We start from the raw sequence: 22,375 nt of genomic DNA, 5'->3' as shown, positions 1-22,375 counted from the left end.
TGTGGAAACAGCAAAGCGATCGCACTAAAAGAAGGTTAGCTGCGATCGCTTCACTAAAATGAGAGAGGTTATCCCGATGTTAAGTCGGGCGGGATGAAATTAGGCGAGCGCGGTAAAACTAGAACTCGTAATCGTGTTTGCCTGCACCCCCATTAAGGTGGTTAAGACATCTCCTGTCCGCGTTAGGCTAATCAGCGTTTGGGCAGCGCTGCCTGCCGAGCCGGGGACAATCGTCAACTGATCAAAGCGCAAGCCTCCTGCCAAGCCGATCCGATCCGTGCCGACTTCAAAATCAGCGATGGTTTGAGTGCGTGACTGCCGACGAATCACAAACGTATCGCTGCCGCCATCGCCCTGTAGAAAGTCGTTGCCGAAGCCACCATCAAGGAGATCATCGCCATCGCCGCCCATGAGAATGTCGTTACCCAACCCGCCAAACAAGCGATCGTTGCCACTGCCGCCCCGCAGCAGATCGTTGCCACTGAGACCATAAATCGTATCGTCTCCCGCTTGACCATTAATCACATCATCAGAGTTGTTGAATCCTCTAACGGTGTTATCCAAATCATTCAAAAACGTGACTGTGTTTCGGTTAAAGATGCGATCGCGCAGGTCATCTGCATCAAACACATCAAAGCTATCTTTAATGTCGCTTTGACCGTCAAACAGAATGTTACCAAGCGCGCTAGATGCGCTGATCGCTTTGGGGAGATTATCGAGTTGATCTAGCTGGAAATCTTTGAGAACAACGCTAGTGCCGGTGATCCCTTCAAAAGCCACCTCTAAATCATCGCCTTGTTGGGTGAGCAAGAGGTTGCGCGCCACCAAGTCTGCCCCTGAAAACTTCAGCGTATCGATTTCTGCCTGGGTCTCAAGGTCAGGATTAATCCCTCGACCCACGCCCCCAAAGTTTGCGATCGTGATCTGCTCACCCAACTTCACCTCAAAGGTTTGCTGCCCGCCTGCGCCGTTCTGTTCTGGGTTGGCTAGAACGGGGGGCGTAAACTCGAAAATTGAGGTAGTGTTGCTCACTTCGTTGGTGACAACCAACAATGGTTTGCCGTTGGGGCTGGTGTTGGCAGAAATAAAGGTCAAGCCCTCTGGTCCTGAATCGGTGTTTCCAGAGGTTGGATCAACGCTAAAATCGCGCGGGTTGAGATATTCGATAAAGGCAGGGTTGCTAGGATTGGTGACTTCGTAGACCAAAATGCCGCCAACGCGCTCTAGCCCAATGAAGGCATAGAAACGATTGTCAATTGCTGCAACTGTGACTGCTTCGGGTTCGGGCCCTTTGTTGTCACTGCGGTTATCAAAATTGTTTTCGCTGTTGTCAGAGTTGAAATTGGCAGGCAAGGCAGCCGCCGTAATTTGCTCGAACTGATCGCCGCTGTCAAATACCAGGTTGCCGCTCGTATCGCGAATCGAGAACGACCGCCCTCCAAACACTTCAATGCGCTCAAACAACCCATCGCCGTTGAGATCGCCCGTGGCATTGGTCGCCAGTAGCCGACCCAAGTTTGCATTTTGCTTTAGGTCTGCGGCGTTGGGAAACACGGTTGGGTCGAGGGCATAGCTGCTGTCACCAATGCGAACTTCTTCAGAAAAGCCAGTGTAGTCGCGGGCATCCCCTTCGTTGGCGGTGATGAGGTAGGTGGTTCCATTTACGGTGAAGTTGGAAATCGCATCGGGTTGATATAACCCAAACACAGGCTGATTGCGAATATTAATGCCATCGTCGCGATCGCTCGGATCAAGCCCATTTCCTGGGGCGCTGTGATCTTTCAAGCCAAGCGGTAGAATGTCGGTCACGCTGGCGCTGGCGATATCCACCACTGCGATCGCATTATTTTCTTGAAGCGAAACCCATGCTGTTTTATTGTCATCCGAAACCGTGATGTATTCCGGTTCTAAATCTTGGGCAACCGTCGCATTCGGACCAAAGATCCGAACGCCCTTGGCTTGCAGTTCGGCTTTCAAACCGTTGAAGCGTTCAAATCCTGCGGTGTTTACCGTGGCGTTGGCAATCCCATTGGCTAGATTAATAATGCTGATCGACCCCACCGGATCGACCGAATCGGGCTGATTATAGCTATTTGGCTCTCCCTCGTTGGCGACCAAGACGTGGGTTCCGTCGGGCGTAAAGGTCACCATATCCGGCAATGCCCCCACCGTGACGGCTCCTTGAACTGCGCCATCGGCATCGAAAAAGACCACCTGACCCGGATCTGTACTGACCGTTGCTGCAACTGCGATCGCAACCCGTCCATCACTAACGGCAACGCTATTTGCACCTGCGCCGTAGGCAGAAAGATCTAAAGTTTGCACCAAGGTCGGGCGGCTCGGATTGCTCAGATCCAGCACTTCTACGGTCGTGCCACCCGCCACCACAAACAAGCGCTGCGTGCCAGCATCATACGCCGAGATTTCCGCCCCGGTGCCTGCTAGGGTGCCAATTTTGCGGAGGGCGCTTTGTCGATCGGTGAATTCAGGGGCAACGGCTAAGTTCCGAATTCGCTGATCTTGAGGGGCATCGACATCGGCGGCATCAAACGACCCGATTGCCTTCAAATATTCTGCAAACGCATCTTGCTCACTGCCGTTGGGGGCAAATGTGGCGTCCCCGGTGCGGGTGGCATCGGTGGCTTGCACCAGATCAACGCGATCAGCTAACGCGCCATTCTCAGCGATAATTTGCGGAAACGGATAGCCGTCGCCGCCTGTTGCTGCATCCGGCTGCCCGACCAGAAAATTGAGCGTCACCATGCGGAACGTCCGAGTGGGGTCGCCAACAATCTGTCCATCTTTGACGACAGAATCGATCGCAGTTCCATCAGCATCGGTAATGGTCAACGACCGAACGCGATCGCCAGCACCGGTCTCACTTCGGGCAGTCCGGCTTGCATCAAAACTAAATCTGAAGCCCCCAATTTGGGGAAAGGCTCCGGGCGTAGCGCCCTCACCAACGTCAGCAACACCATGCTCGATGAGATCTTTGAGTTGTGCGGCGGTGACGGTGACCAGGGTCAGCCCGTTGTTAAATCGTAGGGAATTTTCAATGTCTAGCTGAGAGATTTGTCCTTCTTGTTTGTCGGCTAGGGGGTTGGCGGGGGGTGGCAGCCGATCGACCGCGCCGGTGATGCCTCCCGCGCCGCTAACCTGACCAATGTTGTCTCGAATGCCGCCGCCGTTTTTCAGCGAGATCACCACACCCGGATCAACCTGCTTTGCCGCAAATAAATTGGCATCGGCTGTGAGGTTGCCCAAATTTGTTTCCTGCGATCGCACGTCTTCCCGTGTGCCATTGAGAAAAACGCTAGTGCTGCCAAAAATTGCTCGATCTTTGGGAACGATCACGTTATCTCGCAAGGTTTGAAGAATTGCGACCACTTCAGGATCAGGCGTGCCCGGATTAGTGGCAACCAAATCGGCAACGCTAGCGGCATCGGTGGCGTAAGCGCCGTTGATTAAGGGATCGAGTTTGGCAAGGTCAATGTTGCCTTGCTCGTCAAATTCGGCAACCAAGCGCCCCACATATTCGTAGTTGGCGGCGGTGTTAACCACCAGCACAGGGCCCGTTGGAGATTGTTCGATCAGGGGATAAACTCCTGCGGCGGTGTCACCGGGACGCAAGCGATCGCTACTATCTGCCAGCAGCGCATGAGAACCACCCGCGATGATGATATCAACGTTTGATAAGCGTTTTGCTAACTCTTGCTCAATAAATAACTGCTGCATGTGCGCTAGCAACACAATCTTATTAATTCCAGCATTGGCAAGATTGTCTACTTCTGTTTGAATAGTTTGTGCTAAGGCATCTAGTTGTTCTGATGTTGGTGTTACCGAAAAGGGTTGAGGCGTCACACTAATTCCTGAACCCGGTGAAGAAATGGCTGGCAACGTTGGCGTTGTTGCTCCCACTACTCCTACTCTTTCCCCGTCGATCGTCAAGACTGTGCTTTTGGCGATGCTGTTGGGAAGCGGTGCTTGTCCATCGGGAACCACCAAGTCTCGAAGCGCAGGCTCGCTTGCAAAGTCTAAATTGGCGCTGAGATACGGAAACTGAGTTCCTAGATAGTCTCGGTCAACTCCAACCACACTGGCGATCGTTGTGGGTCCAAGGTCAAATTCATGGTTTCCCAAGGCGGAGGCTTGAAACCCAATTTCGTTGAGAATGGCAATGTCTGCTCGCCCAACGCCCTCGCGACCGAGAACGTCACGCAAGGCAGAATCGCTAGATGCTGAGAAGAATGGACCAGGAATGTAGTTGTCGCCCGAACTCAAAATTAGGGTATTGGCGTAATCGTCTTTGAGCGCGTCAATAACAGTGGAAAAGTTTACGGCGTCGTCAATCGCTGGAATACCAGCTTCAAAATCAGAGGCGTGAAGAATTTGGAGTTGAAAAGCCATGGGTTCCGCTTTGGGTAAATGAGATTAGCTCAGGGCATAGAGCCGAGCAAGTCTCATTCATCTCACACGAACTTTAAGAACTCGCTAACAGACCTTTAACGATCTGTACTTGTGTAAGAAGCTCATGGTTGCTTAATGTTCTTAAAGATTGAATGAAGTTTAGGGGGTTGTAGGGTTTAGGATCGCATCTAGATGCACCTGAGCAATTAGCACACCGCTACTGCGATCGCGCTTCAACTTCTATGCCTACACAGCCGACTCCTAAAGGGAAATTTGCCCAGCAGACCGGCTCGCAAAAGATAGCACGTTCCCCACCACCGCAGGAACGCCTAGAGCTTGCCATCCCTGTGTTGCCAACCGCTCTAGCGCTCGCTCTGGATCAACCGTTGCCAAGCAATTGATAAAATATGGAATGGTGAGATGTTTTCCGGCGAGCGGTTCAATCTTTAATCCAGAGAGCGTGTGCGATAAGTGAAAGATGGTATAGCCGTAGCTTTCTAGAAACTGTGTTACAGCCGTAGGATAGTTAGCGCGCTCCTCAAAAATAATGTCTCGAATCTTATTCTGCTCGATTAACTGAGATGCTCCCTTTAAGACGGAAAGTTCATGTCCTTCTACATCAATCTTCATTACTCCTACTGTAGAAGTTTGATGATCTACCATGTGATCTAGTGTTGTTTTTTCGATTTTAATAAGGCTCACATTCACATCATCACGACCATCTCCTGATGCGTCTAAAGCCGCGACTCCTCGATTTTCTCTAAAGCATTTCGGAACTCTTAGAAAATCTTCACCCTGTTGATCACTTAGTGCCATTTCATAACATTCGATCGCCGCAATATCGTTCTCATTTGCCCAGCGATTTGTGTTGAATAGGAGTTCTTGATAGATTTCTGGATGGGGTTCTACTGCGATCGCACGTCCGTGCACCCCGATCTTCGTTGCCATGAGGCTGACCATTTGCCCAATATTTGCACCCACATCAACCGCGCACTCTCCGGCATCTAACAGCCTCCAAATCGTCTCACACACATCAATATCATAAAGACCCCGGTTGTAGATAAACGCTCCCACAAATTCAGCCGGTCTGACTCGAATGGTGACGCCCCAAGCCAACCTCACGGATGTAAATTCGGGGCTGCGATCGTGGGGGGTGAGACGTTGCACAACGCGGCTGGGTCGAGACTTGAGCACGCGCACAAACTGCGAGGGGCGCAACAAAACCTCGGGTTCTAACAAGGTTGGGTCGATCGCAACCAACCCCCGCAGAATAGCGCTTTTGATCGATTTCAGAAGTAATTTCATCTAGCTTCTTTCCTAACGCGATTTGGAGGTTGGATCGAATAGTGCCAGGTTCATAACTTCAGAGTATGTCCTCACGTTTAGAATCGACCCGCCTTGAGCAGTGGTCTATTCGCCTCTACTGCCCGTCAATGCCCGTTATAATAGCGGCGGGTTCCTTTCGCGTCGAGTGCCTCTCCCAACCGTTCTAAGGCGTGAACATAAGCCGCCGTTCGCATGGGGATAAAGCGAGACTGCGCGATCGCCCAAATTCGCTCGGTTTCTTCGACCATTTTGCGCCGGAGCCGTTGATTGACTTCATCGAGCGTCCAGTACATGCCGTTGCGATTTTGCACCCATTCAAAATAGCTAACCGTTACGCCTCCAGCATTGATCAAAATATCGGGGAAAACATATATTCCGTTTTGTTCTAGCGTCTGATCGGCTGTAGAAGTGATCGGTCCGTTGGCGACTTCAAAGATCAGTCTGGCTTTGATCTGGCTTGCGTTCGCTTCTGTGATCTGATTTTCCAATGCAGCAGGAATCAAAATATCTACGTCTAACGTTAAAAGTTCTTCATTGCTAAGAACATCATGATTGGTAATGCTACAAACAGTGTCATCACAGTAAATATCTTTAATGCTGCGGGCATTATTCTTAAACTGCCGAATCTTAGGAATATCTAATCCTGATTGAGCATAAATTGCTCCTTGAGAATCGCTAACGGCAACAACGTTGTATCCAGCATGAAACAAAAGTTCTGCGATCGTTGCTCCGGCATTGCCAAATCCTTGCACGGCAACCGTTGTGTCTTGAGGGCGGCGATCAAACTTTGGCACAATTGTTTCGATCGCAAAAAAAGCGCCCATGGCAGTTGCACTCTCTCGTCCTAAACTTCCGCCCATGGCAATTGGCTTTCCGGTGACCACCCCCGGACTCGATCGCCGCTGAATAATGCTGTATTGATCCATCATCCAACCCATGATCATTGAGTTGGTGTAGACATCAGGCGCGAGAATATCAACATCTGCACCAATAAAGTCTGCGATCGCGTCGATATATCCCCGGCTCAATCGCTCTAATTCCAACCGTGACAAGGCTTTAGGATTGACTGTAATGCCGCCTTTTGCTCCACCAAAGGGCAAATTTAGCGCCGCACACTTAAACGTCATCCAAAATGCGAGAGACTGCACTTCGTCTAACGTAACGCTGGGATGATAGCGTACGCCCCCTTTTCCCGGTCCGCGCGAATCGTCATACCGGACTCGGTAGCCTTGAAAGACACTGAGCGATCCATCATCCATTCGCACAGGAATCGAAACTGCAAGGCTCGCTTTCGGATATTTAAGAGATGCGATCGCGTCTTCAGACAGCGACGTATATTTCAACGCTTGCTCCAATCGCTGCCCTGCGTCCGCCAACAAAGAGTTAGACATGTTGTTTTTCCGCATCTGCCTGTTAAAGACTGAAGAAAAAATACCAATCTGTCTCCCATTGACCTAGCCTTCGATGCAAATCTTCACGTTGCGTTGCAAAGGGCGAGGTTGATTATTCTAAAAAGGTAGCGGCTTCTAGCGCAGTAGGCTGATAATTCAAACTATTAACTCATCGCGTTGCTCAGGTTCAACTTGATTAACGTATCAGGGCAGATCAACTACATAATGCCAAGGGCATGGAGAGGCCCGCGACCCACCAGAATTTCGACTAGTAGCGCAATCAAGCCCAACATTGCCAACCGCCCATTCCAGACCTCAGCCGAGGTGGTCATGCCCCACTCCCAGTTTTCCTGGGGATACATCTTCATGTTTTTCTCTGGACGAATGACCTCGGAAAACTGGATTGCAGGTGAATCTATAGCATCCGTCACCAAGTTTGCCAAATCTTCGATAAACACTGGATGCGTATTAAGGGCGGCTACCCGTTGAAAATGCTCGATCCCGGCTTCCTCTGCAATCTCTCGATATTCCATATCAATTTCTTGCAACGTCTCAATATGCTCTGAGACAAAGCTAATCGGAACGACCGCTAAGGTTTTTATCCCCTGCGCGGCTAGGTCTTCGATCGCATCTTCGGTATACGGCTTGAGCCACTCTACCGGACCAACGCGGCTTTGGTACGCCAACGTGTACTCGTTGGGGCGGTTGAGCGTTTGCATGATCAACGTTGTACAGTCTTCAATCTCGCGCTGATAGGGGTCGCCTGCTTCTTCTACGTAGCTGACTGGCACACCATGGGCACTAAAGAACACATGCACACCATCAGGATCAGGAGCGCGATCGATCTCGTCAGCAATCAAATCTGCCATCGCTCGCAAATAGCCCGATCGCTCGTACCAAGACGGCACAAGGGTGTAGTCGATCGCTTGCAGGGCAGGATCTTTGTCCCACAGTTGCTCTAGCAGACGAAAACTCGACCCGCTTGTGCTAATTGAGAACTGAGGATAGAGGGGAAGCACCACGAGTTTTTCGATGCGATCGCGCTTAATCTGTGCGATCGCTTCTTCTGTAAAAGGATGCCAATAGCGCATACCGATGTATACCGTGGCATCGTGCCCTTGCTGGCGCAATTTGTCTTCTAAGGCGCTGGCTTGCTCCTCTGTGATGCGTCGTAAAGGAGAACCCCCACCAATTTGCTGATAATTTGCCTTCGATTTTTTCGCCCTAAGTGAGGAAATCATCCATGCCAAAGGACTCTGAAGCCATGAGAACGGCAACCGAATAATTTCAGGGTCAGAAAATAAGTTGTAAAGGAAGGGACGCACATCCTCTAACTTATCTGGTCCCCCTAAGTTGAGTAATAAAACCCCAATTCGACCCATAGCTAATGAAAGTTCCTTTTTTTCTCAGCTTTGTTACTGATTTTAACAATATTTTCCCCATTCGTTGGAAGAAAGCATCCGTCTCTTGCACTGCAACCCTCGAAGATTAAACCGTTGATCGAACGGTCAATTTTGTTTCACAATACAGGGCGGTGGCTAAATAATAAAGCTTTACAGACTCTAAACTTGGATCAATCAAAAATTTAGATAGGTCAAGAAAGTTAAATTGATCAATAGCGCATGAGCGATTGATAACATTTGCTGAGAAACATGTGCTAAGGATCTCACTTAAAATAACCGGCGCTGGGTTCGGAAGCAGTAAGTTCGGAGACAGTCCACTCAACGTTGACAATCTAGTAGGCTCGGAGACGACAAGTTGAGGACTATGGCAAAAGCAGATCATTTAGACGAGAAAATTGTGCAGGTTAACCAGCGACTCAAAGCGGCTCAGCTAGGGCTACAGATCGAACGGCGTCACACCAAGCTCAACCTTCGAGGCACCCTGCCGCCCCGCCCCGCCAGTGCCAAACTGCGCCCCCATCAGCAACGTCTCTGTTTGGGGCTTCCAGCCACCCCAACCGGACTCAAGCAAGCCGAACAGGAAGTCAAAATCATTGCAGGGCAACTGCTGCAACATAGCTTTGACTGGCACAACTACCTGACGTTTTCTGGAGGAAAGCGCCTCAGCCAGATGAACCTAGCCGAGCAGTTACAGGCATTTGAGCAGCATTTTTTGTCGGAACTGCCCCGGCAGAGCAACCCTGCGGCGACGAAAACCACATGGAACTCGGCCTATGCGCCCTACGTGAGGAAACTTGCTGCGATCGCGGCTGAGCATCCTAGCCTCACGCTTGTTGAAGCCATTTATAAAACGGTGCAGGCGACGGAACTAAATTCTCGAAGTCGGCAATTGTGCTGCACAACCCTAAGCGCGTTAGCCGCCTTTCTCATGCTTCCCCTGCCTCACGATCTCAAGGTGCTGGCCGGAGAGTATGGCAGTCGTAACGTGCGATCGCGGCAGCTACCGTCTGATGAGGAAATTGTGTCTCATTGGAAAAACATTCCAAATCCTGCGTGGCGGTTTGTTTATGGTGTCATGGCAACCTATGGGCTAAGAAATCATGAGGTTTTTTTCTGCAATTTCTCTAGCCTCTGCCAACCCAAAACCGCCAGGGGCGACACGATGATCGAAGTTTTACCCGCGACAAAAACAGGCAGCCATCAAGTTTGGGCGTTCTACCCAGAGTGGATCGAGGAATTTGAGTTGAGGACAATTCAACTTCCCGATCTGGAAACCGATCTGACAAAAACAACCCTGCAACGCATCGGTCAACGAGTCACTGCCCAGTTTCGTCGGTATGGCATTCCGTTTTCACCCTACAATTTGCGCCACGCTTGGGCAGTGCGAACGATTCATTTTGGGCTGCCAGACACGGTTGCCGCCAAGATGATGGGGCATTCGGTGGCGGTTCACACTCGCACCTATCACCAGTGGATTACCGCACGAGATCAGCAGCAAGCGGTCGATCTTGCCCTTTCTAGGCGGGGAGTGCCAGAGCAATGGGCAGGCAATGAGACAATAAGATAGAAAACCAGACGGTCGGCGTTGTTGCACAAAAACTAGATCTAGGTGACCTTTCATTCTGCTGCGCGCCCGATCTTCATGCCTCTTTTCACGCTTCGGTGTGACCGTTTCCGTAGGTGTCCCTCATTCTTTTCTGCCGATGGCAACCATCCTCCGTGACCTCAGCTACCGCTATCAGTGGCTTTACGACAGCATTTCCCGCCTCGCGGCTGTGGCTGTAGGTGGGGAAGCTCGGTTTCGGCAGTTGGCGCTGCAAGGTCTCCCGCTTGAGGCGGAAACAGAGGTGCTGGATTTGTGCTGCGGTAGTGGTCAAACGACCGCATTTTTAGTGCAGCGATCGCGCCATGTTACTGGGCTTGATGCGTCTCCGCTATCGATCAAACGTGCTCAAAAAAATGTTCCGCAAGCTGCCTATGTAGAAGCGTTTGCCGAAGAAATTCCCCTTGCCGACAATAGGTTTGATCTGGTTCACACCAGTGCGGCGATGCATGAGATGGAGACTCCGCAGTTGAGGCAGATTTTTCAGGAGGTTTACCGGGTTCTCAAGCCGGGCGGTTTTTTTGCCATGGTTGATTTTCACCTGCCAACCAACCCGTTATTTATCCCTGGTTTAACGGTATTCTTCTGGTTGTTTGAAACAGAAACCGCTTGGCAATTGCTAAAAACAGATTTGCCAACGTTGCTCACAGAAGCTGGCTTTCAAAACTGCGATCGCGCTCTTTATGCCGGAGGTAGCTTGCAAACGATTCAGGCACAAAAACCGACAGCCTAAACCCCTTTAAGTTTTTTAGAACTGCCCCGTTAAAACCATTTGAGTGCTCTTTGAACCCTCTATATTAGCCATCTAAAAAGAGTGCAGCAGACTTAAGCCTACTACACTCTTTCGGTTAGATATAAGGGGTTAGATATAGGTGAGAATCATAGAATGGGTTGCAGTTGATCGCGTTCAGAAGAGTTGTTCCGTCTGGCTTTCGTTTGCTCACATGAATAATTTAGCGTGTTGCCTTCAAGAATCTGATCTATCTCAAGATAGGTCATCATCCAATCAAAAGAAGGAATCATAGTTTTGCTTGTTTTAGAGAACACAAGCTGCGATCGCAGCATTCCTTTGGATTGATACCGCTTGTGAAAAGAAATGTAAAGTAATTGCGTTTGATGTGTGTAGAGCGAGCCATTTTTCGCTTCAAATCTATGACTAATACATTGTTAATCACGATTGATGTTATCTAGAGAATATGTGTATCAAACTGTTATGTTGTGTATTCGGCGTTGATCTTCACGTAGTCATAGCTGAGATCACATCCCCATGCCATACCGTGCCCAGAGCCAGTGCCGACTCCCACCGAAATAACAACGGGATGATCGATTGACTGCGTTGCCCCGTTCCCAGTTGATGGATCGGCAGGCGACCCTATACTCGCATCGGCTTGCTGCTTGAGATACTGGCTTGCCGCTTGACGATCGAAAGCTTGGGGCTGCCCGTTTTTCAGCAGCAGCAAATCGCCCAGCCTGATCTGCAATTCCTCCTGGTTAAACGGCACACCGGCTCGTCCGGCGGCTCCGGCAATTCTGCCCCAGTTTGGGTCGCGTCCAAAAATAGCGGATTTTACCAGCGACGACCCAGCGATCGTGCGGGCAACTCGCCGCGCTGCTTCGTTGTGCGATGCACCCGTCACCCGAACTTCGATCAGGCAGGTTGCGCCTTCTCCATCTCGTGCGATCGCTTTTGCCAAATCAGTACACACCTTGGTCAACATCGCCTCTAATTTTTCGGCTTCCGCGCCCATCTCGGTGATGGCAGGCGTGCGAGACTGCCCATTGGCTAGGGCAATCAGCGAATCATTGGTGCTGGTATCTCCATCGACCGTGACTTGGTTAAAGCTCTGATCAGCAGCACGGCTGAGCATCTGTTGCCAAAGCTGAGGAGAAACCGCCGCATCGCAGGTGACAAACGCCAGCATCGTTGCCATGTTGGGATGGATCATGCCTGATCCCTTCGCGATTCCGCCTATTCTAACTGGGCGATCGCCGATCATCGTTTCTAGCGCAACTGATTTGGTCACAAGATCTGTCGTCGCGATCGCTTTGGCTGCCGCCGCCGAACCTGTTTCGCTGGCGCTTTCAACCAAACGCGGAATCCCCGATCGCAGCGCGTCCATTTTGATCCGTTGCCCAATCACTCCGGTAGAGGCTAACAGCACCAAATCCGAGGAAATGTTCAAAGCTTGGGCAATGAGTTGAGCACTTTCCTGAGCGTCGATAATGCCTGGAAGCCCTGTGGCAGCGTTGGCTTGCCCAGCATTACACAAAATGGCACGCGCCGTTGGTTTGGCTTGCAACTGCTCGCGGCAATAATCCACGCAGGCTGCCCGGACATGACTTGTGGTGAAGACCCCCGCCGCGATCGCATCCACCTCTGAAACAATCAAGGCTAAATCTGGCAACCCAGAGGGTTTAAGCCCGGCGATGATACCTGCGGCTCGGTATCCTTTGGGCGCGGTCACTCCACCAGAAATTTGAGTCCAGTCGCTCATGGTTATGTCGTTCGTAGGGGTATTACTGTTTAGCATCGGGCAACGCTTGACCTGATGCAACTTAAAAGCATAGCCTGGAGCGTAACTGTTTTCGGCGCTTTGTTAACGATCCCTCATGTTCTTAATGCTAAGGAACGCCAGTTAAATAACGTTGGTCATTGCACACGTTCGGCTGCCCTCATCTGCAAGCTTTCTGCCGCAGGAAAAGCAAGCAAGACCTCGGTTCCCTTTTTAAGGAGAGTCATTAGGGTGGGGGCAACTCCAGATTTTGCTAAATCCCCATTCTCAAAGCGAGGGTTCGTTGAGCCGTGCTAAAAGATGATGCTGCATCCATTACAAAACAGACCTGTTGCCGATTTTCTTGCTCTACCTGCCTTCAGAAGCAGAAGATTCTACTTGAGGTCAATTTTCACACGGCAAGAAAGCCGACTATGATCAGTCGGAATCTGACCATTCCCAGAGTTTCGACCTCCAGTTTTTTGACCTTTAGGATTCAACTTTCTTCACCCTATGATAATTTTGCAAACCTTTTCTAAGAAAGCCTGGGGTTGGGGTTACCAAAGACTCACTCAACTGTGGAGTCACAGCAGTGGAGACTGGGCGTGGCTCGCTGAAAAGCCCGTTTCGGTGACAAGCCTCAATCGGAGTCTCTGGCGGGGGTCAGTGCCTTCGGTCAGCTTTTTTACGTTGCTGTCGTTGTCTGGCATTATTGCGGCACTCGGATTGCTGGCCAATAGCGTTGCCACGATTATTGGTGCGATGATTGTGGCTCCTCTGATGGGACCGATTATTGCGATCGCATACAGCATTGTATCGGGCAATCGGCGGCTGCTGCGCCGCGCTGGGCTGACCCTGTTTACAGGCATCATCTTAACCGTTGGCATCTCAATGCTGATTACCCAAGCGGTTGGGCTAAATACGCTTGGCTCAGAAGTGATGGGGCGTGTGCAGCCCACGCTGATGGATCTCGGTGTTGCATTAGCAGCAGGGGCAGCAGGGGCATTTGCCAAGTCTCGTAAGGCGGTGGCAGATGCTTTGCCGGGGGTTGCGATCGCGGTAGCGCTGGTTCCGCCCCTCAGCGTGGTTGGGATTGGTCTTGCTCAAGGGTCGCCTTCAGTGAGCATCGGCGCGACTGTGCTATTTTTTACAAACCTAGTTGGGATTATTTTTAGCGGCGGTGTGGTGTTTCTATGTCATCGCTATGGTTCTTTAACCCGCGCTAAAAACGGGCTTGCTGTTGCGATCGCAACGCTTATGGTGCTGGCAATTCCGCTAGGATTTTCCCTCCAAACGATCGTGCTTCGAGGGCAGGCACAAGCCAGTGTGGATCGTCTGATTCGGACTCGAACGGTCACGTTTGCTGGAGTTGATATTCAAAATCTGGCGGTTAGTCAACAAAGGGATAGACTCTTGATCAATTTAGAAGTGACTACTCCGCTCAACTCTATTTCTCAAGAACAAATCAGGCTAGTAAAAGAATTTTTGCAAGCCGAGTTAGGTGCACCTATTTCTCTCAAAGTCCGAATCATTCCTGCCCGAACGTTTGAGTCTTAAAGGCTGGCTGGAGAAAGCGCCTAAGAGTTTGGCAAGCGATCGCACTTTATAAATCGCACGCTGAGCTTTTTTCAACGGGTTACCCTGATCTGGAACAGCCGTTGATGGGGCATGGGTACATGAGTGGATGGGTTCGATTTCTGACCAACCCATCCACTCCTAGTCTCTTATTTCAACCTTGACAAACCCCTACTTTTGCTCTGGCACGTTCATCCCTTTCTGCACGGCGGGGCGCTGTGCGATCGCGTCAAACCAGCGTTTCAGATTGAGATGCTCATCCAGCGTCAGCCCTTGAAACTCATAAGCCGCAACCCATGGGAACGTCGCAATATCTGCGATCGTATAGTCGCCGCAAAGGTACTCGTGCTGCGCGAGTTGTCGATCCAACACTCCATAAAGCCTCAGCGTCTCCTTTTCGTACCGCTCAATTGCGTAAGGAATCTTCTCAGGAGCATACTTCTTAAAGTGATTGAGTTGCCCAAACATCGGTCCCACGCTTGCCATCTGAAACATCAGCCATTCCAAGACCTGATATCGCCCAACCTGATCCGATGGCATAAAGGCTCCGGTTTTCTCTGCCAAGTAGATCAAAATCGCTCCAGATTCAAACACGGTGATCGGGATATCGGGATCTACGATCGCTGGAATCTTGCTGTTAGGATTAATCGCCACAAAATCTGGGCTAAACTGATCACCTTTAGTGATGTCAATCACATGCACCTGGTAAGGCAAATCTACCTCTTCCAGCATGATCGAAGCTTTACGCCCATTTGGAGTAGTGAAAGTATAGAGATCAATCATGGGGTTTCTTAAAGTCCACTGCTGCTAGCCAGCATAGCGTTCTTAGCAGCTAGCAAACTCTCTCCCTCTGAGCCGTTTAGCACAAGACTCCTGCCGCTCGATGCTCAACCGAATCGGCTAGCAGATGCAGCATGTCAAGCGTTGTCGAGAAATCGACGCACGCATCGGTGATACTTTGCCCATAAGTCAATTGGTTCAAGTCGTTGGGAATAGATTGGCTGCCCGCGACCAAGTGGCTCTCAATCATGACTCCCATACAGTGCTGGGAACCTGCTTTTAATTGTTCTGCCAAGTCTTTCAGCACAATGGATTGACGCCGGTAATCTTTGCTGCTGTTGCCATGGCTACAATCGACCATGACACGGGGAATAATGTTCTGCTGGGTCAACTCGGCAGTGGCTCTCTCCAGATCGGCGGCACTGTAGTTAGCGCCATATTTGCCGCCCCGTAAAATGATATGACAGTCAGGATTGCCTGTCGTAGCGACAATACTTGCCATGCCCTCGGCATTGATGCCCAGAAACCGATGGGGATGATTTGCCGCCATCACCGCATGGACGGCTGAAAGCAAATTGCCGTCAGTACTATTTTTAAATCCGACTGGCATTGAGAGACCAGATGCCATTTCGCGGTGAGTCTGGCTTTCGGTGGTTCGAGCACCGATCGCACTCCACGAAATCAGATCTGCTAAATATTGAGGAATGATTGGATCGAGTAGCTCGGTGGCACTCGGAATATCGAGTTGGGCTAAGTCTAGAAGTAGCTTGCGAGCCAACCGTAGCCCTGTGTTGATGTCGTAGCTTTCGTCTAAATGCGGGTCGTTGATGAGTCCCTTCCAGCCGGTGGTGGTGCGTGGCTTCTCAAAGTAGACGCGCATCACGATTTCCAGCTTATCCGACAAGGCTTGGCGGACGGGTGCTAATTTTTCAGCGTATTCATAGGCTGCATTCACATCATGAATTGAGCAAGGTCCCACTACAACGAGCAGGCGGTTGTCGGCTTGCCGGAGAATGCGACGAATGCGATCGCGAGTCTGAGCCACAAGCGAAGCGGCGGTCTCAGTCATGGGGATCTCTGCTTTTAATGCTGTGGGAGCCATGAGCCGCTTGGTTTCCACAACATGTAGATCGGACGTTTTACGCATGGGTAGAATTACTCAATACAGAAATTGCTCACGCAAGCTGAGCCAAGAAGAACCTGCCTGAATTATTGTAACAGCGAGTGATCTCGTCCTAGGTGCCAAAATGGTATGACAGAGACGCAAAACCCTAATCAAGGCGATCAGCGATCGCGCCGAGAGCATCGGGCTGCTTCACTTTTAAGGTCTGACACGCGATCGTATCTGACAAAATAGAACTCACAAACATCCCTGTATGAACTTCTAACTGGGCATCAAAGGGTGCTCTAAACAAAAGCTTTTCTCCCGGAAATGCCACTCGTTCTAAATAGAAATCTGGACTATTTGCAATCCGAATAATTTGCATTTGCGGTGTTAAGTTGGCGTAGCAGCATAAAATCAGGCTGAGATTAGCCGTAGGTAAAAACTCAGTCATTTTTTCTATTGTTTACTAATTGAAACTTAGAAAATCTTATTAATCTTAACATTAGCTTTCAGCACGTAGGAATGTGCCTATCTAACATCAGAGTACGTACTTGGGATCAGAATCTGGGCTTAAAGTCAAAAGGCATTGTGATGGTCTAAAATCTGACACAAGCTAATGTGAGGAATTACGAACAATGCCTCAAACAGAACCCTTGATGATTCTAAAGTTATGAAATAAAAGATAAATTTTTTAGGAGCAGATATGCAGTTTTGTTCGCCGTTTTTATCAGGTTTGGGCGCAGGATTATTGCAATTTTGCTCTGCTTTTACCAAACTTCGGCGCAAATCCAGGACTGAATATATAAAGATTCTATGAAATCAGTAGCTTGAAGTTTAATGATTCCGTTTGGATTTTCGCCCGGAACTTTTACTAAGAAAAGAGCAGGTACAATCAAGAAGATTCGTGATTTAACGGTTGACTTTACACATCGCTTTATCTCTTCCAAGTTAGGACTGCAAATCAAGCTCACCACTCGTTTTGCAGGGCAAATATTCAAAATTTGCAGCCCTTGTTTGATGAAGTTTACGTTTAATTCAACCCTTAAAACCCCCTAAGCAATATCACTTGGAATATTGTATTGAGGGTCTGCATCTGCCTGATTTTGCCAACCTTCTTGAATGAGTTGCTCCATCTCTGCTCGTTGAATTTCCGTACCAATGGTCACATCTCCTGGCGTTTCAAAAAAGATAGTGCTGTCGCTTTGCGTCATCGCTAACATCTGAAACAAAATGTGGGTCACTGGAACGGGCAACGCAATCAGGCTTGGATCGGAGACATTGTAAGGACTTGATGCTACATCCTGGAGCGTTGGGAACGCGTAAATTACGTTTTTCTCGCGATCGCTTTGGGTACGATTAGCCAGGGTCAGCATCACCCAGCTTTGATCAAGCGTCTGCACCACGTAATACTGCGGATGCCTTAACCGTTCAGCCATAGTTTTAATGACCGGCGCTACCCGCTCCATAATCTGAGGGGTTGAGCCGTCTTGAGGTGCATGATCAATCAAGTCTTGAAGTTGTTGGTCTAAGTTCATTCCAGCATCCAGTGAATAATCAGGGATTTCTTCTACCACCATTGTGATCGACAGATTGCAAAAATGTTCCTGCTAGTAATGAGAGCGATTCCATTGATTTGCAAGACATTAGATATCGTGGGGGAAATCTGCCAGAGCGTGGACTCAATCTTTCAGCTTCTAGTTAACGAACTGCAACAGGCAACCAAAGCATCCGAGCCAAATTGTCGTGAAGTTGCAGATCGGTTAGCTCAAGAGGTAGTCCGCATTTGTTCGGAGAGTAAGCGCATTCAAGCGTCGGGCGAAGTCCAGACGTGGGCAACAACTCTGGCACGGCATCGGCTTCAGCAATGTTTGCACTACTATAAACTTGGTTCTCGGCGAGGGCGGGTAGAACTTCATAGCAATTTAAGTGCTGTGGTCTATCGCTACATTACGCCGTCTCAAAGCCAATCGAGCTATCAAGCCCGACTGACTTTGATTGAGGATTTTCTGCAAAGTTTCTATATGGAAGCGCTCAATGCCTTCCGGCGGGAATCGCAGCTACCGCCAACCTATAGTCCGCAGTCGGTGCTGGAGTTGGCAGAATATATGGCGTTTACAGAGCGCTATGGCAAGCGGCGCATCCCGCTACCGGGGCATCGCAATCAGCAGTTGATTATCTTGCGATCGCAAACGTTTTCTCAGCAGCAGCCGACCGAATCTCTCGTAGATTTTGAGCAGGCAGCTGAGGGGTCGATGTCTGACTCAGACAGCGCTTGGAGTGTCGCCTCGATGCAGCAAGTTCGGGAGCAGATGGTTGCCCAAGAACCTGAATTGGCAGAAGATACTCTACGGCAGACAGTGGTGAAAGAACTGATCGCCTATTTGGAAGACCGCAAACAGCACGACTGCATTGATTACTTTACGCTGCGGCTCCAAGACTTACCCGCTAACGAAATCGAAGAGATTTTGGGACTCACGCCCCGCCAACGGGATTACTTACAACAACGATTTAAGTACCATCTCATCCGGTTTTCTTTCTCTCACCATTGGGAGTTGGTTCACCAGTGGTTAGAGGTAGACTTAGAACGGAACTTGGGGTTATCTCACCGGCAGTGGCAAAGTCTGCATGATCGGCTGACGCCCCAGCAGGTAGAGCTTTTGAGCTTGAAGCAGCAGCAGACCTCTGAAAGCGCGATCGCCCATCAGATCGGCTGCACGCCAAATCAGGTTCAGAAACAATGGTTTAAGCTTCTGGAACAAGCTTGGGAAATTCGTAATACCCAAGATTCCGGAGGAAGTGAATCTCTTGATGAATAGGGTGTTATCACAAATGGATCGCGAGTTTGAAACTAAAAAGCAAATCCTTTTAAATCTGCTGCAAACCCTTGGGCTAGCGGGGCAATCTCCTCAGTCTGACTCTGTTGCAGAAGTTTCGAGCCGTGATGCGGTGAGGGAGTCTATCGAGGCTCCACCCAGCCTCTTTCAAGAGGACTTTTTACTTAAACCGGGAGAGATACCTGCTGTGCAAGATCGTTTTCATGCGCTGCTGAAACGTCGTTTTCAAGTTGAGGCTCAGCGTAAACCGCCTCTTTTTCCATGGGAGAAAGAAATTACGGATTATGATGCTGAGGCTGTCGGGGAGAGAGCACCTCGCCCTGTGTTTGCAGCGACTTCAGTGTGGATGACACAACTGCGCGATTTACAGTTACCTGTGCCAATGCCAGAGCACGTTCTAACCGAATTGCTAACTCGGTGTCAGGCAATCGTCACATCATCGCTCCGAGAAGGGGCAAAGCTCGTGAAAGCCGTTGATACGCTGTTCCCAGGACAGGCGCAACTGCTCAACGATGTTGCGGGATACGTTATGGTTTCCCCGGCTCGCTCTTCGATGGCAAGTTTACAAGCGCTCGCCGCCAAAGCGGGGATTGAGTTTCCCGATCAGTATGAAGCGGCGATCGAGACCCAGCAGATGGCGTTGTCTCTGCTGGCAGCGCGGGACATTATGAATACGCTGACCCTCACGGTGTCGCCCAAGCACCCTCAGCTAGAGCGAGAATGGCTGACTGAACTCGGAGCCTTTTCGCTGCGATCGCACTATCACTTTGGTGGGGGGACGGTGCGGCTGCGAGTGGATGCAGAGCTTCCGTGTGGTGGCAGTCTTCAGTTTCAGGGTGAAGAGTTTCGGTCGCTGGCAGACCGCGACACCGCTGGGGGCTTGAGCTTAGAAATTCGAGATTTTGTCCCCGATCGCACCTATCCCTTAGAAGTGCGGTTGGGTGAACAGGATCTGTTGGTGTTTGCTATTCATCCGGTGAGCGAGGGATAAGCCAGGTCAACGCTTGACCCCAAGGAGATCGGCGGGATGTGGGAAACGATGGCGGATTAGGAGGCTGTGCATTCTAGGTTGCCTCTAAGACCAACGGGGTACTATGAACCTTGACTTTCCCCATTCCCTGCTTTCTACTTTGATGAATTACAACTGGCGGCAGCATGTGCAATCGCGCTTAAAATCTTTGTCTGTGTCTGAATCGGAAGACTCTGTGTTGTTCCGGGTGCTGACGCAAAGCCTCGTAAGTGTGGGAATCTTGGCAACGGATGTTGCGGCAGAGACCCACCTTTTTGTTTGGGCAATTCCCCTGAGTATGGCTGGGGCGACGTGGAGTTGGCATGGTCGCCGCAGGCGCAACGTTCTGACGAAGTTTGCCCTGGCGATCGCGATGCTGGGAGTGCTGGCAATCTTTTTCTCCCGCTTGCTGAGCAATGGGCAACTCAATGACACGCGGCTGCTCTTGGCTGAGTTTCTGATTCAGATTCAAGTGTTGCACAGCTTTGATCTGCCTCGTCGCAAAGATTTGGGGTATTCAATGATTATTGGTTTGGTGCTGATAGGCGTGGCGAGTACGCTCAGCCAAACCTTGATATTTGGGGTAATGCTGCTGGTATTTTTAGCGATCGCGCTGCCAGTGCTGATGCTAGATTATCGATCGCGGTTGGGGCTAAGTACGGCAAACCTAGAGCGAGCGACCCTGAGAGCGCTAAATATTCCGGCTTTATCTAAATTATTTTTGGTGACGGTGGTGCTGGGACTGGTGATCTTTGTCGGAATGCCGCGCTTTTCGGGGTATCAACTGCGATCGCTGCCGGTGAGCGCTCAGATTCAGTTGGCCGAGAAGTTTGACAATCAGCAAGTGACTAATCCGGGATATATTCGTCAGGGTAGAGGGCAAGGCGAGGGCGTTGGGGGGCAGGGGGGGAAGGAAAAATCCGATCAGTTTGATGAGCAGTTTTACGCTGGGTTTGGCGACAAGATTAGCCAAAATGGGCGCGGCAGCCTCAAGCCACAGATGGTGATGCGGGTGCGATCGCAGGCGGAAGGCTTTTGGCGGGTGATGGCGTTTGATCGGTACACGGGGCAGGGGTGGGAAGTGTCGCGCAATGCTGAAACCCAGACGCTGAAACGTCCGGCGTGGCTATATCAATTTTATGTGCCCCACGGCATCACGCTCAACAAAACAAAAAATATTGTGCAAACGTACACGATCGTGTCTGAGTTGCCAAATTTGATCCCCGCGTTGGCGCAGCCCAAAGAACTGTATTTCCCAACGTCTGAAGTCGCGCTTGATCCGGAAGGTGGGCTGCGATCGCCTGTCCCGCTTAGCCAAGGGCTGACCTATTCTGTTATTTCAGAAGTGCCGTATCGCGATCGCACCCTTCTCCAGAAAGGCTCAACCCATTTAAAGCCGCCAAAACAGAGTCTTTATTTACAACTCCCACCGCAGATTGTATCAAAGGTTCGGCAACGCACGGAAGAAATCTTGGCAACCGCTCCTCAGCCGCTGGTCTCCACCTACGAAAAATCGCTCTATCTCGGACAATATTTAAAACAGCAATACACGCTTCAGCCAGACATCCCCCCCCTAGAGAAAGATGAAGACTTAGCCGAAGCCTTCTTGACAAAGTTCAAAGGTGGATACCCTGATCACTTTTCGACAACGCTAACCGTGATGCTGCGATCGATCGGCATTCCCTGCCGACTAGTCACAGGATTTGCCCCCGGACGATTTAATCCATTCACCGGATTGTATGAAGTTCGCAATACTGACGCCTACGCCATGACGGAAATTAACATTCCGAAGTTTGGGTGGTTTGCGATCGATCCGATTCCCGGACACGAGTTAATTCCGCCGTCGATCGAGGAGGATCAGACCTTCTCGGTCTTGCAGCAATTTTGGAAATGGGTAGCGGGATGGCTGCCTCCCCCGATCGCCGGTGGGCTAGCGTGGATCAGGGCGGCAATTTTAGGCGCGATCCAGTGGATCGTGGCAAAGCCAATCGCATGGCTCATCGGTCTCTTTTCCCAAGGCTGGGCTGGACTCTTTGCAGGCTTGGGGATCGCAACAGGTTTCGGCTTTTTGGGCTGGCTAGCGTGGCAAGGTTGGCACAAGTGGCGCTACCGTCGCTGGCTAAAGACATTGCCTCCGATGGAGAGCTTGTATCAAGAGATGCTGAGTTGGCAAGCCGTCCAGGGGTTTCGCAAGCATCCTGCCCAAACGCCTCTAGAGTATGCTAAGCAGTCTCACGGCTTGCATTGCCAAGAACGCGCTCAGACGATTCAGGAGATTTCCAACGCTTATGTAAGGTGGCGCTATGGTGGGCAAACACCGCCTGTGCAACCCCTTCAGCAGCGCTTACGAGTCATGCAAAAATCAGCCCAGACGAAATAATGGCGCATTAAACTGAGGTGAGTTCGATATAGATTATCTGCTTTGTTATTCGCGGCTTTAGCCCTGCCAA

General features: G+C 50.4%; 15 protein-coding genes. 6 read left to right on the top strand and 9 right to left on the bottom strand.

Going from position 1 to position 22,375, the window contains the following annotated elements:
* Positions 1 to 99 precede the first annotated feature (99 nt).
* The 4 genes from GS601_RS23075 to hemH all read right to left on the bottom strand — a co-directional run bounded on the left by GS601_RS23075 (position 100) and on the right by hemH (position 8,506).
* Positions 100 to 4,407 (bottom strand): choice-of-anchor I family protein, encoded by a 4,308-nt coding sequence (locus GS601_RS23075; protein WP_238393032.1) that lies wholly within the window; start codon positions 4,405 to 4,407, stop codon positions 100 to 102.
* 261 nt (positions 4,408 to 4,668) lie between these two features.
* Positions 4,669 to 5,712 (bottom strand): FkbM family methyltransferase, encoded by a 1,044-nt coding sequence (locus GS601_RS03575; protein ID WP_162421894.1) that lies wholly within the window; start codon positions 5,710 to 5,712, stop codon positions 4,669 to 4,671.
* A 125-nt stretch (positions 5,713 to 5,837) separates the two neighbouring features.
* Positions 5,838 to 7,124, bottom strand: a complete 1,287-nt coding sequence (locus GS601_RS03570) for a Glu/Leu/Phe/Val family dehydrogenase (protein ID WP_162421893.1) — start codon at positions 7,122 to 7,124, stop codon at positions 5,838 to 5,840.
* 218 nt (positions 7,125 to 7,342) lie between these two features.
* Positions 7,343 to 8,506: a ferrochelatase gene (hemH, locus tag GS601_RS03565; protein ID WP_162421892.1), complete on the bottom strand. Its 1,164-nt coding sequence runs from the start codon at positions 8,504 to 8,506 to the stop codon at positions 7,343 to 7,345.
* Positions 8,507 to 8,891: 385 nt separating this feature from the next.
* On the opposite strand from hemH, the gene GS601_RS03560 reads away from it, so the two are divergent.
* Together GS601_RS03560 and GS601_RS03555 are read left to right on the top strand one after the other, a co-directional pair.
* On the top strand, positions 8,892 to 10,094 hold the full coding sequence (locus GS601_RS03560; RefSeq protein WP_162421891.1) for a site-specific integrase: 1,203 nt from the start codon (positions 8,892 to 8,894) through the stop codon (positions 10,092 to 10,094).
* A gap of 136 nt (positions 10,095 to 10,230) precedes the next feature.
* Positions 10,231 to 10,863 (top strand): class I SAM-dependent methyltransferase, encoded by a 633-nt coding sequence (locus GS601_RS03555; RefSeq protein ID WP_162421890.1) that lies wholly within the window; start codon positions 10,231 to 10,233, stop codon positions 10,861 to 10,863.
* A 478-nt stretch (positions 10,864 to 11,341) separates the two neighbouring features.
* On the opposite strand, the gene argJ is transcribed toward GS601_RS03555, so the two are convergent.
* Positions 11,342 to 12,625, bottom strand: a complete 1,284-nt coding sequence (gene argJ, locus GS601_RS03550; protein WP_162421889.1) for a bifunctional ornithine acetyltransferase/N-acetylglutamate synthase — start codon at positions 12,623 to 12,625, stop codon at positions 11,342 to 11,344.
* A 510-nt stretch (positions 12,626 to 13,135) separates the two neighbouring features.
* Here argJ and GS601_RS03545 point away from each other — a divergent pair.
* Positions 13,136 to 14,179: a DUF389 domain-containing protein gene (locus tag GS601_RS03545; RefSeq protein WP_162421888.1), complete on the top strand. Its 1,044-nt coding sequence runs from the start codon at positions 13,136 to 13,138 to the stop codon at positions 14,177 to 14,179.
* 189 nt (positions 14,180 to 14,368) lie between these two features.
* On the opposite strand, the gene GS601_RS03540 is transcribed toward GS601_RS03545, so the two are convergent.
* The 4 genes from GS601_RS03540 to GS601_RS03525 all read right to left on the bottom strand — a co-directional run bounded on the left by GS601_RS03540 (position 14,369) and on the right by GS601_RS03525 (position 17,617).
* Positions 14,369 to 14,980 carry a glutathione S-transferase N-terminal domain-containing protein gene (locus tag GS601_RS03540; protein ID WP_162421887.1) on the bottom strand — a complete coding sequence of 204 codons (612 nt, stop codon included), beginning with the start codon at positions 14,978 to 14,980 and terminating at the stop codon, positions 14,369 to 14,371.
* Positions 14,981 to 15,056: 76 nt separating this feature from the next.
* Positions 15,057 to 16,124 carry a 3-deoxy-7-phosphoheptulonate synthase gene (locus GS601_RS03535; RefSeq protein WP_162421886.1) on the bottom strand — a complete coding sequence of 356 codons (1,068 nt, stop codon included), beginning with the start codon at positions 16,122 to 16,124 and terminating at the stop codon, positions 15,057 to 15,059.
* Between the two features lie 124 nt (positions 16,125 to 16,248).
* On the bottom strand, positions 16,249 to 16,533 hold the full coding sequence (locus GS601_RS03530) for a DUF1830 domain-containing protein (protein ID WP_162421885.1): 285 nt from the start codon (positions 16,531 to 16,533) through the stop codon (positions 16,249 to 16,251).
* Positions 16,534 to 17,134: 601 nt separating this feature from the next.
* A complete protein-coding gene (locus tag GS601_RS03525) occupies positions 17,135 to 17,617 on the bottom strand; it encodes a hypothetical protein (protein ID WP_162421884.1) in 483 nt (160 codons plus the stop codon).
* A 138-nt stretch (positions 17,618 to 17,755) separates the two neighbouring features.
* Here GS601_RS03525 and hetZ point away from each other — a divergent pair, with 138 nt between their 5' ends.
* The 3 genes from hetZ (at position 17,756) to GS601_RS03510 (ending at position 22,305) form a co-directional block, all read left to right on the top strand.
* Positions 17,756 to 18,898 (top strand): heterocyst differentiation protein HetZ, encoded by a 1,143-nt coding sequence (gene hetZ, locus GS601_RS03520; protein WP_338016953.1) that lies wholly within the window; start codon positions 17,756 to 17,758, stop codon positions 18,896 to 18,898.
* Positions 18,891 to 19,907, top strand: coding sequence for a hypothetical protein (locus GS601_RS03515; protein WP_238393031.1), 1,017 nt, complete (start codon positions 18,891 to 18,893; stop codon positions 19,905 to 19,907). The genes hetZ and GS601_RS03515 overlap by 8 nt, the downstream gene beginning before the upstream one ends.
* Before the next feature lie 103 nt (positions 19,908 to 20,010).
* Positions 20,011 to 22,305, top strand: a complete 2,295-nt coding sequence (locus tag GS601_RS03510) for a transglutaminase TgpA family protein (RefSeq protein ID WP_238393029.1) — start codon at positions 20,011 to 20,013, stop codon at positions 22,303 to 22,305.
* Positions 22,306 to 22,375 lie beyond the last annotated feature (70 nt).

It is taken from the genome of Myxacorys almedinensis A, from assembly GCF_010091945.1.
Classification (GTDB): Bacteria; Cyanobacteriota; Cyanobacteriia; order Leptolyngbyales; family Leptolyngbyaceae; genus Myxacorys; species Myxacorys almedinensis.
The sequence above is the reverse complement of the archived record's forward strand: the minus strand, read 5'-3'. Positions and strand labels throughout refer to the sequence as shown.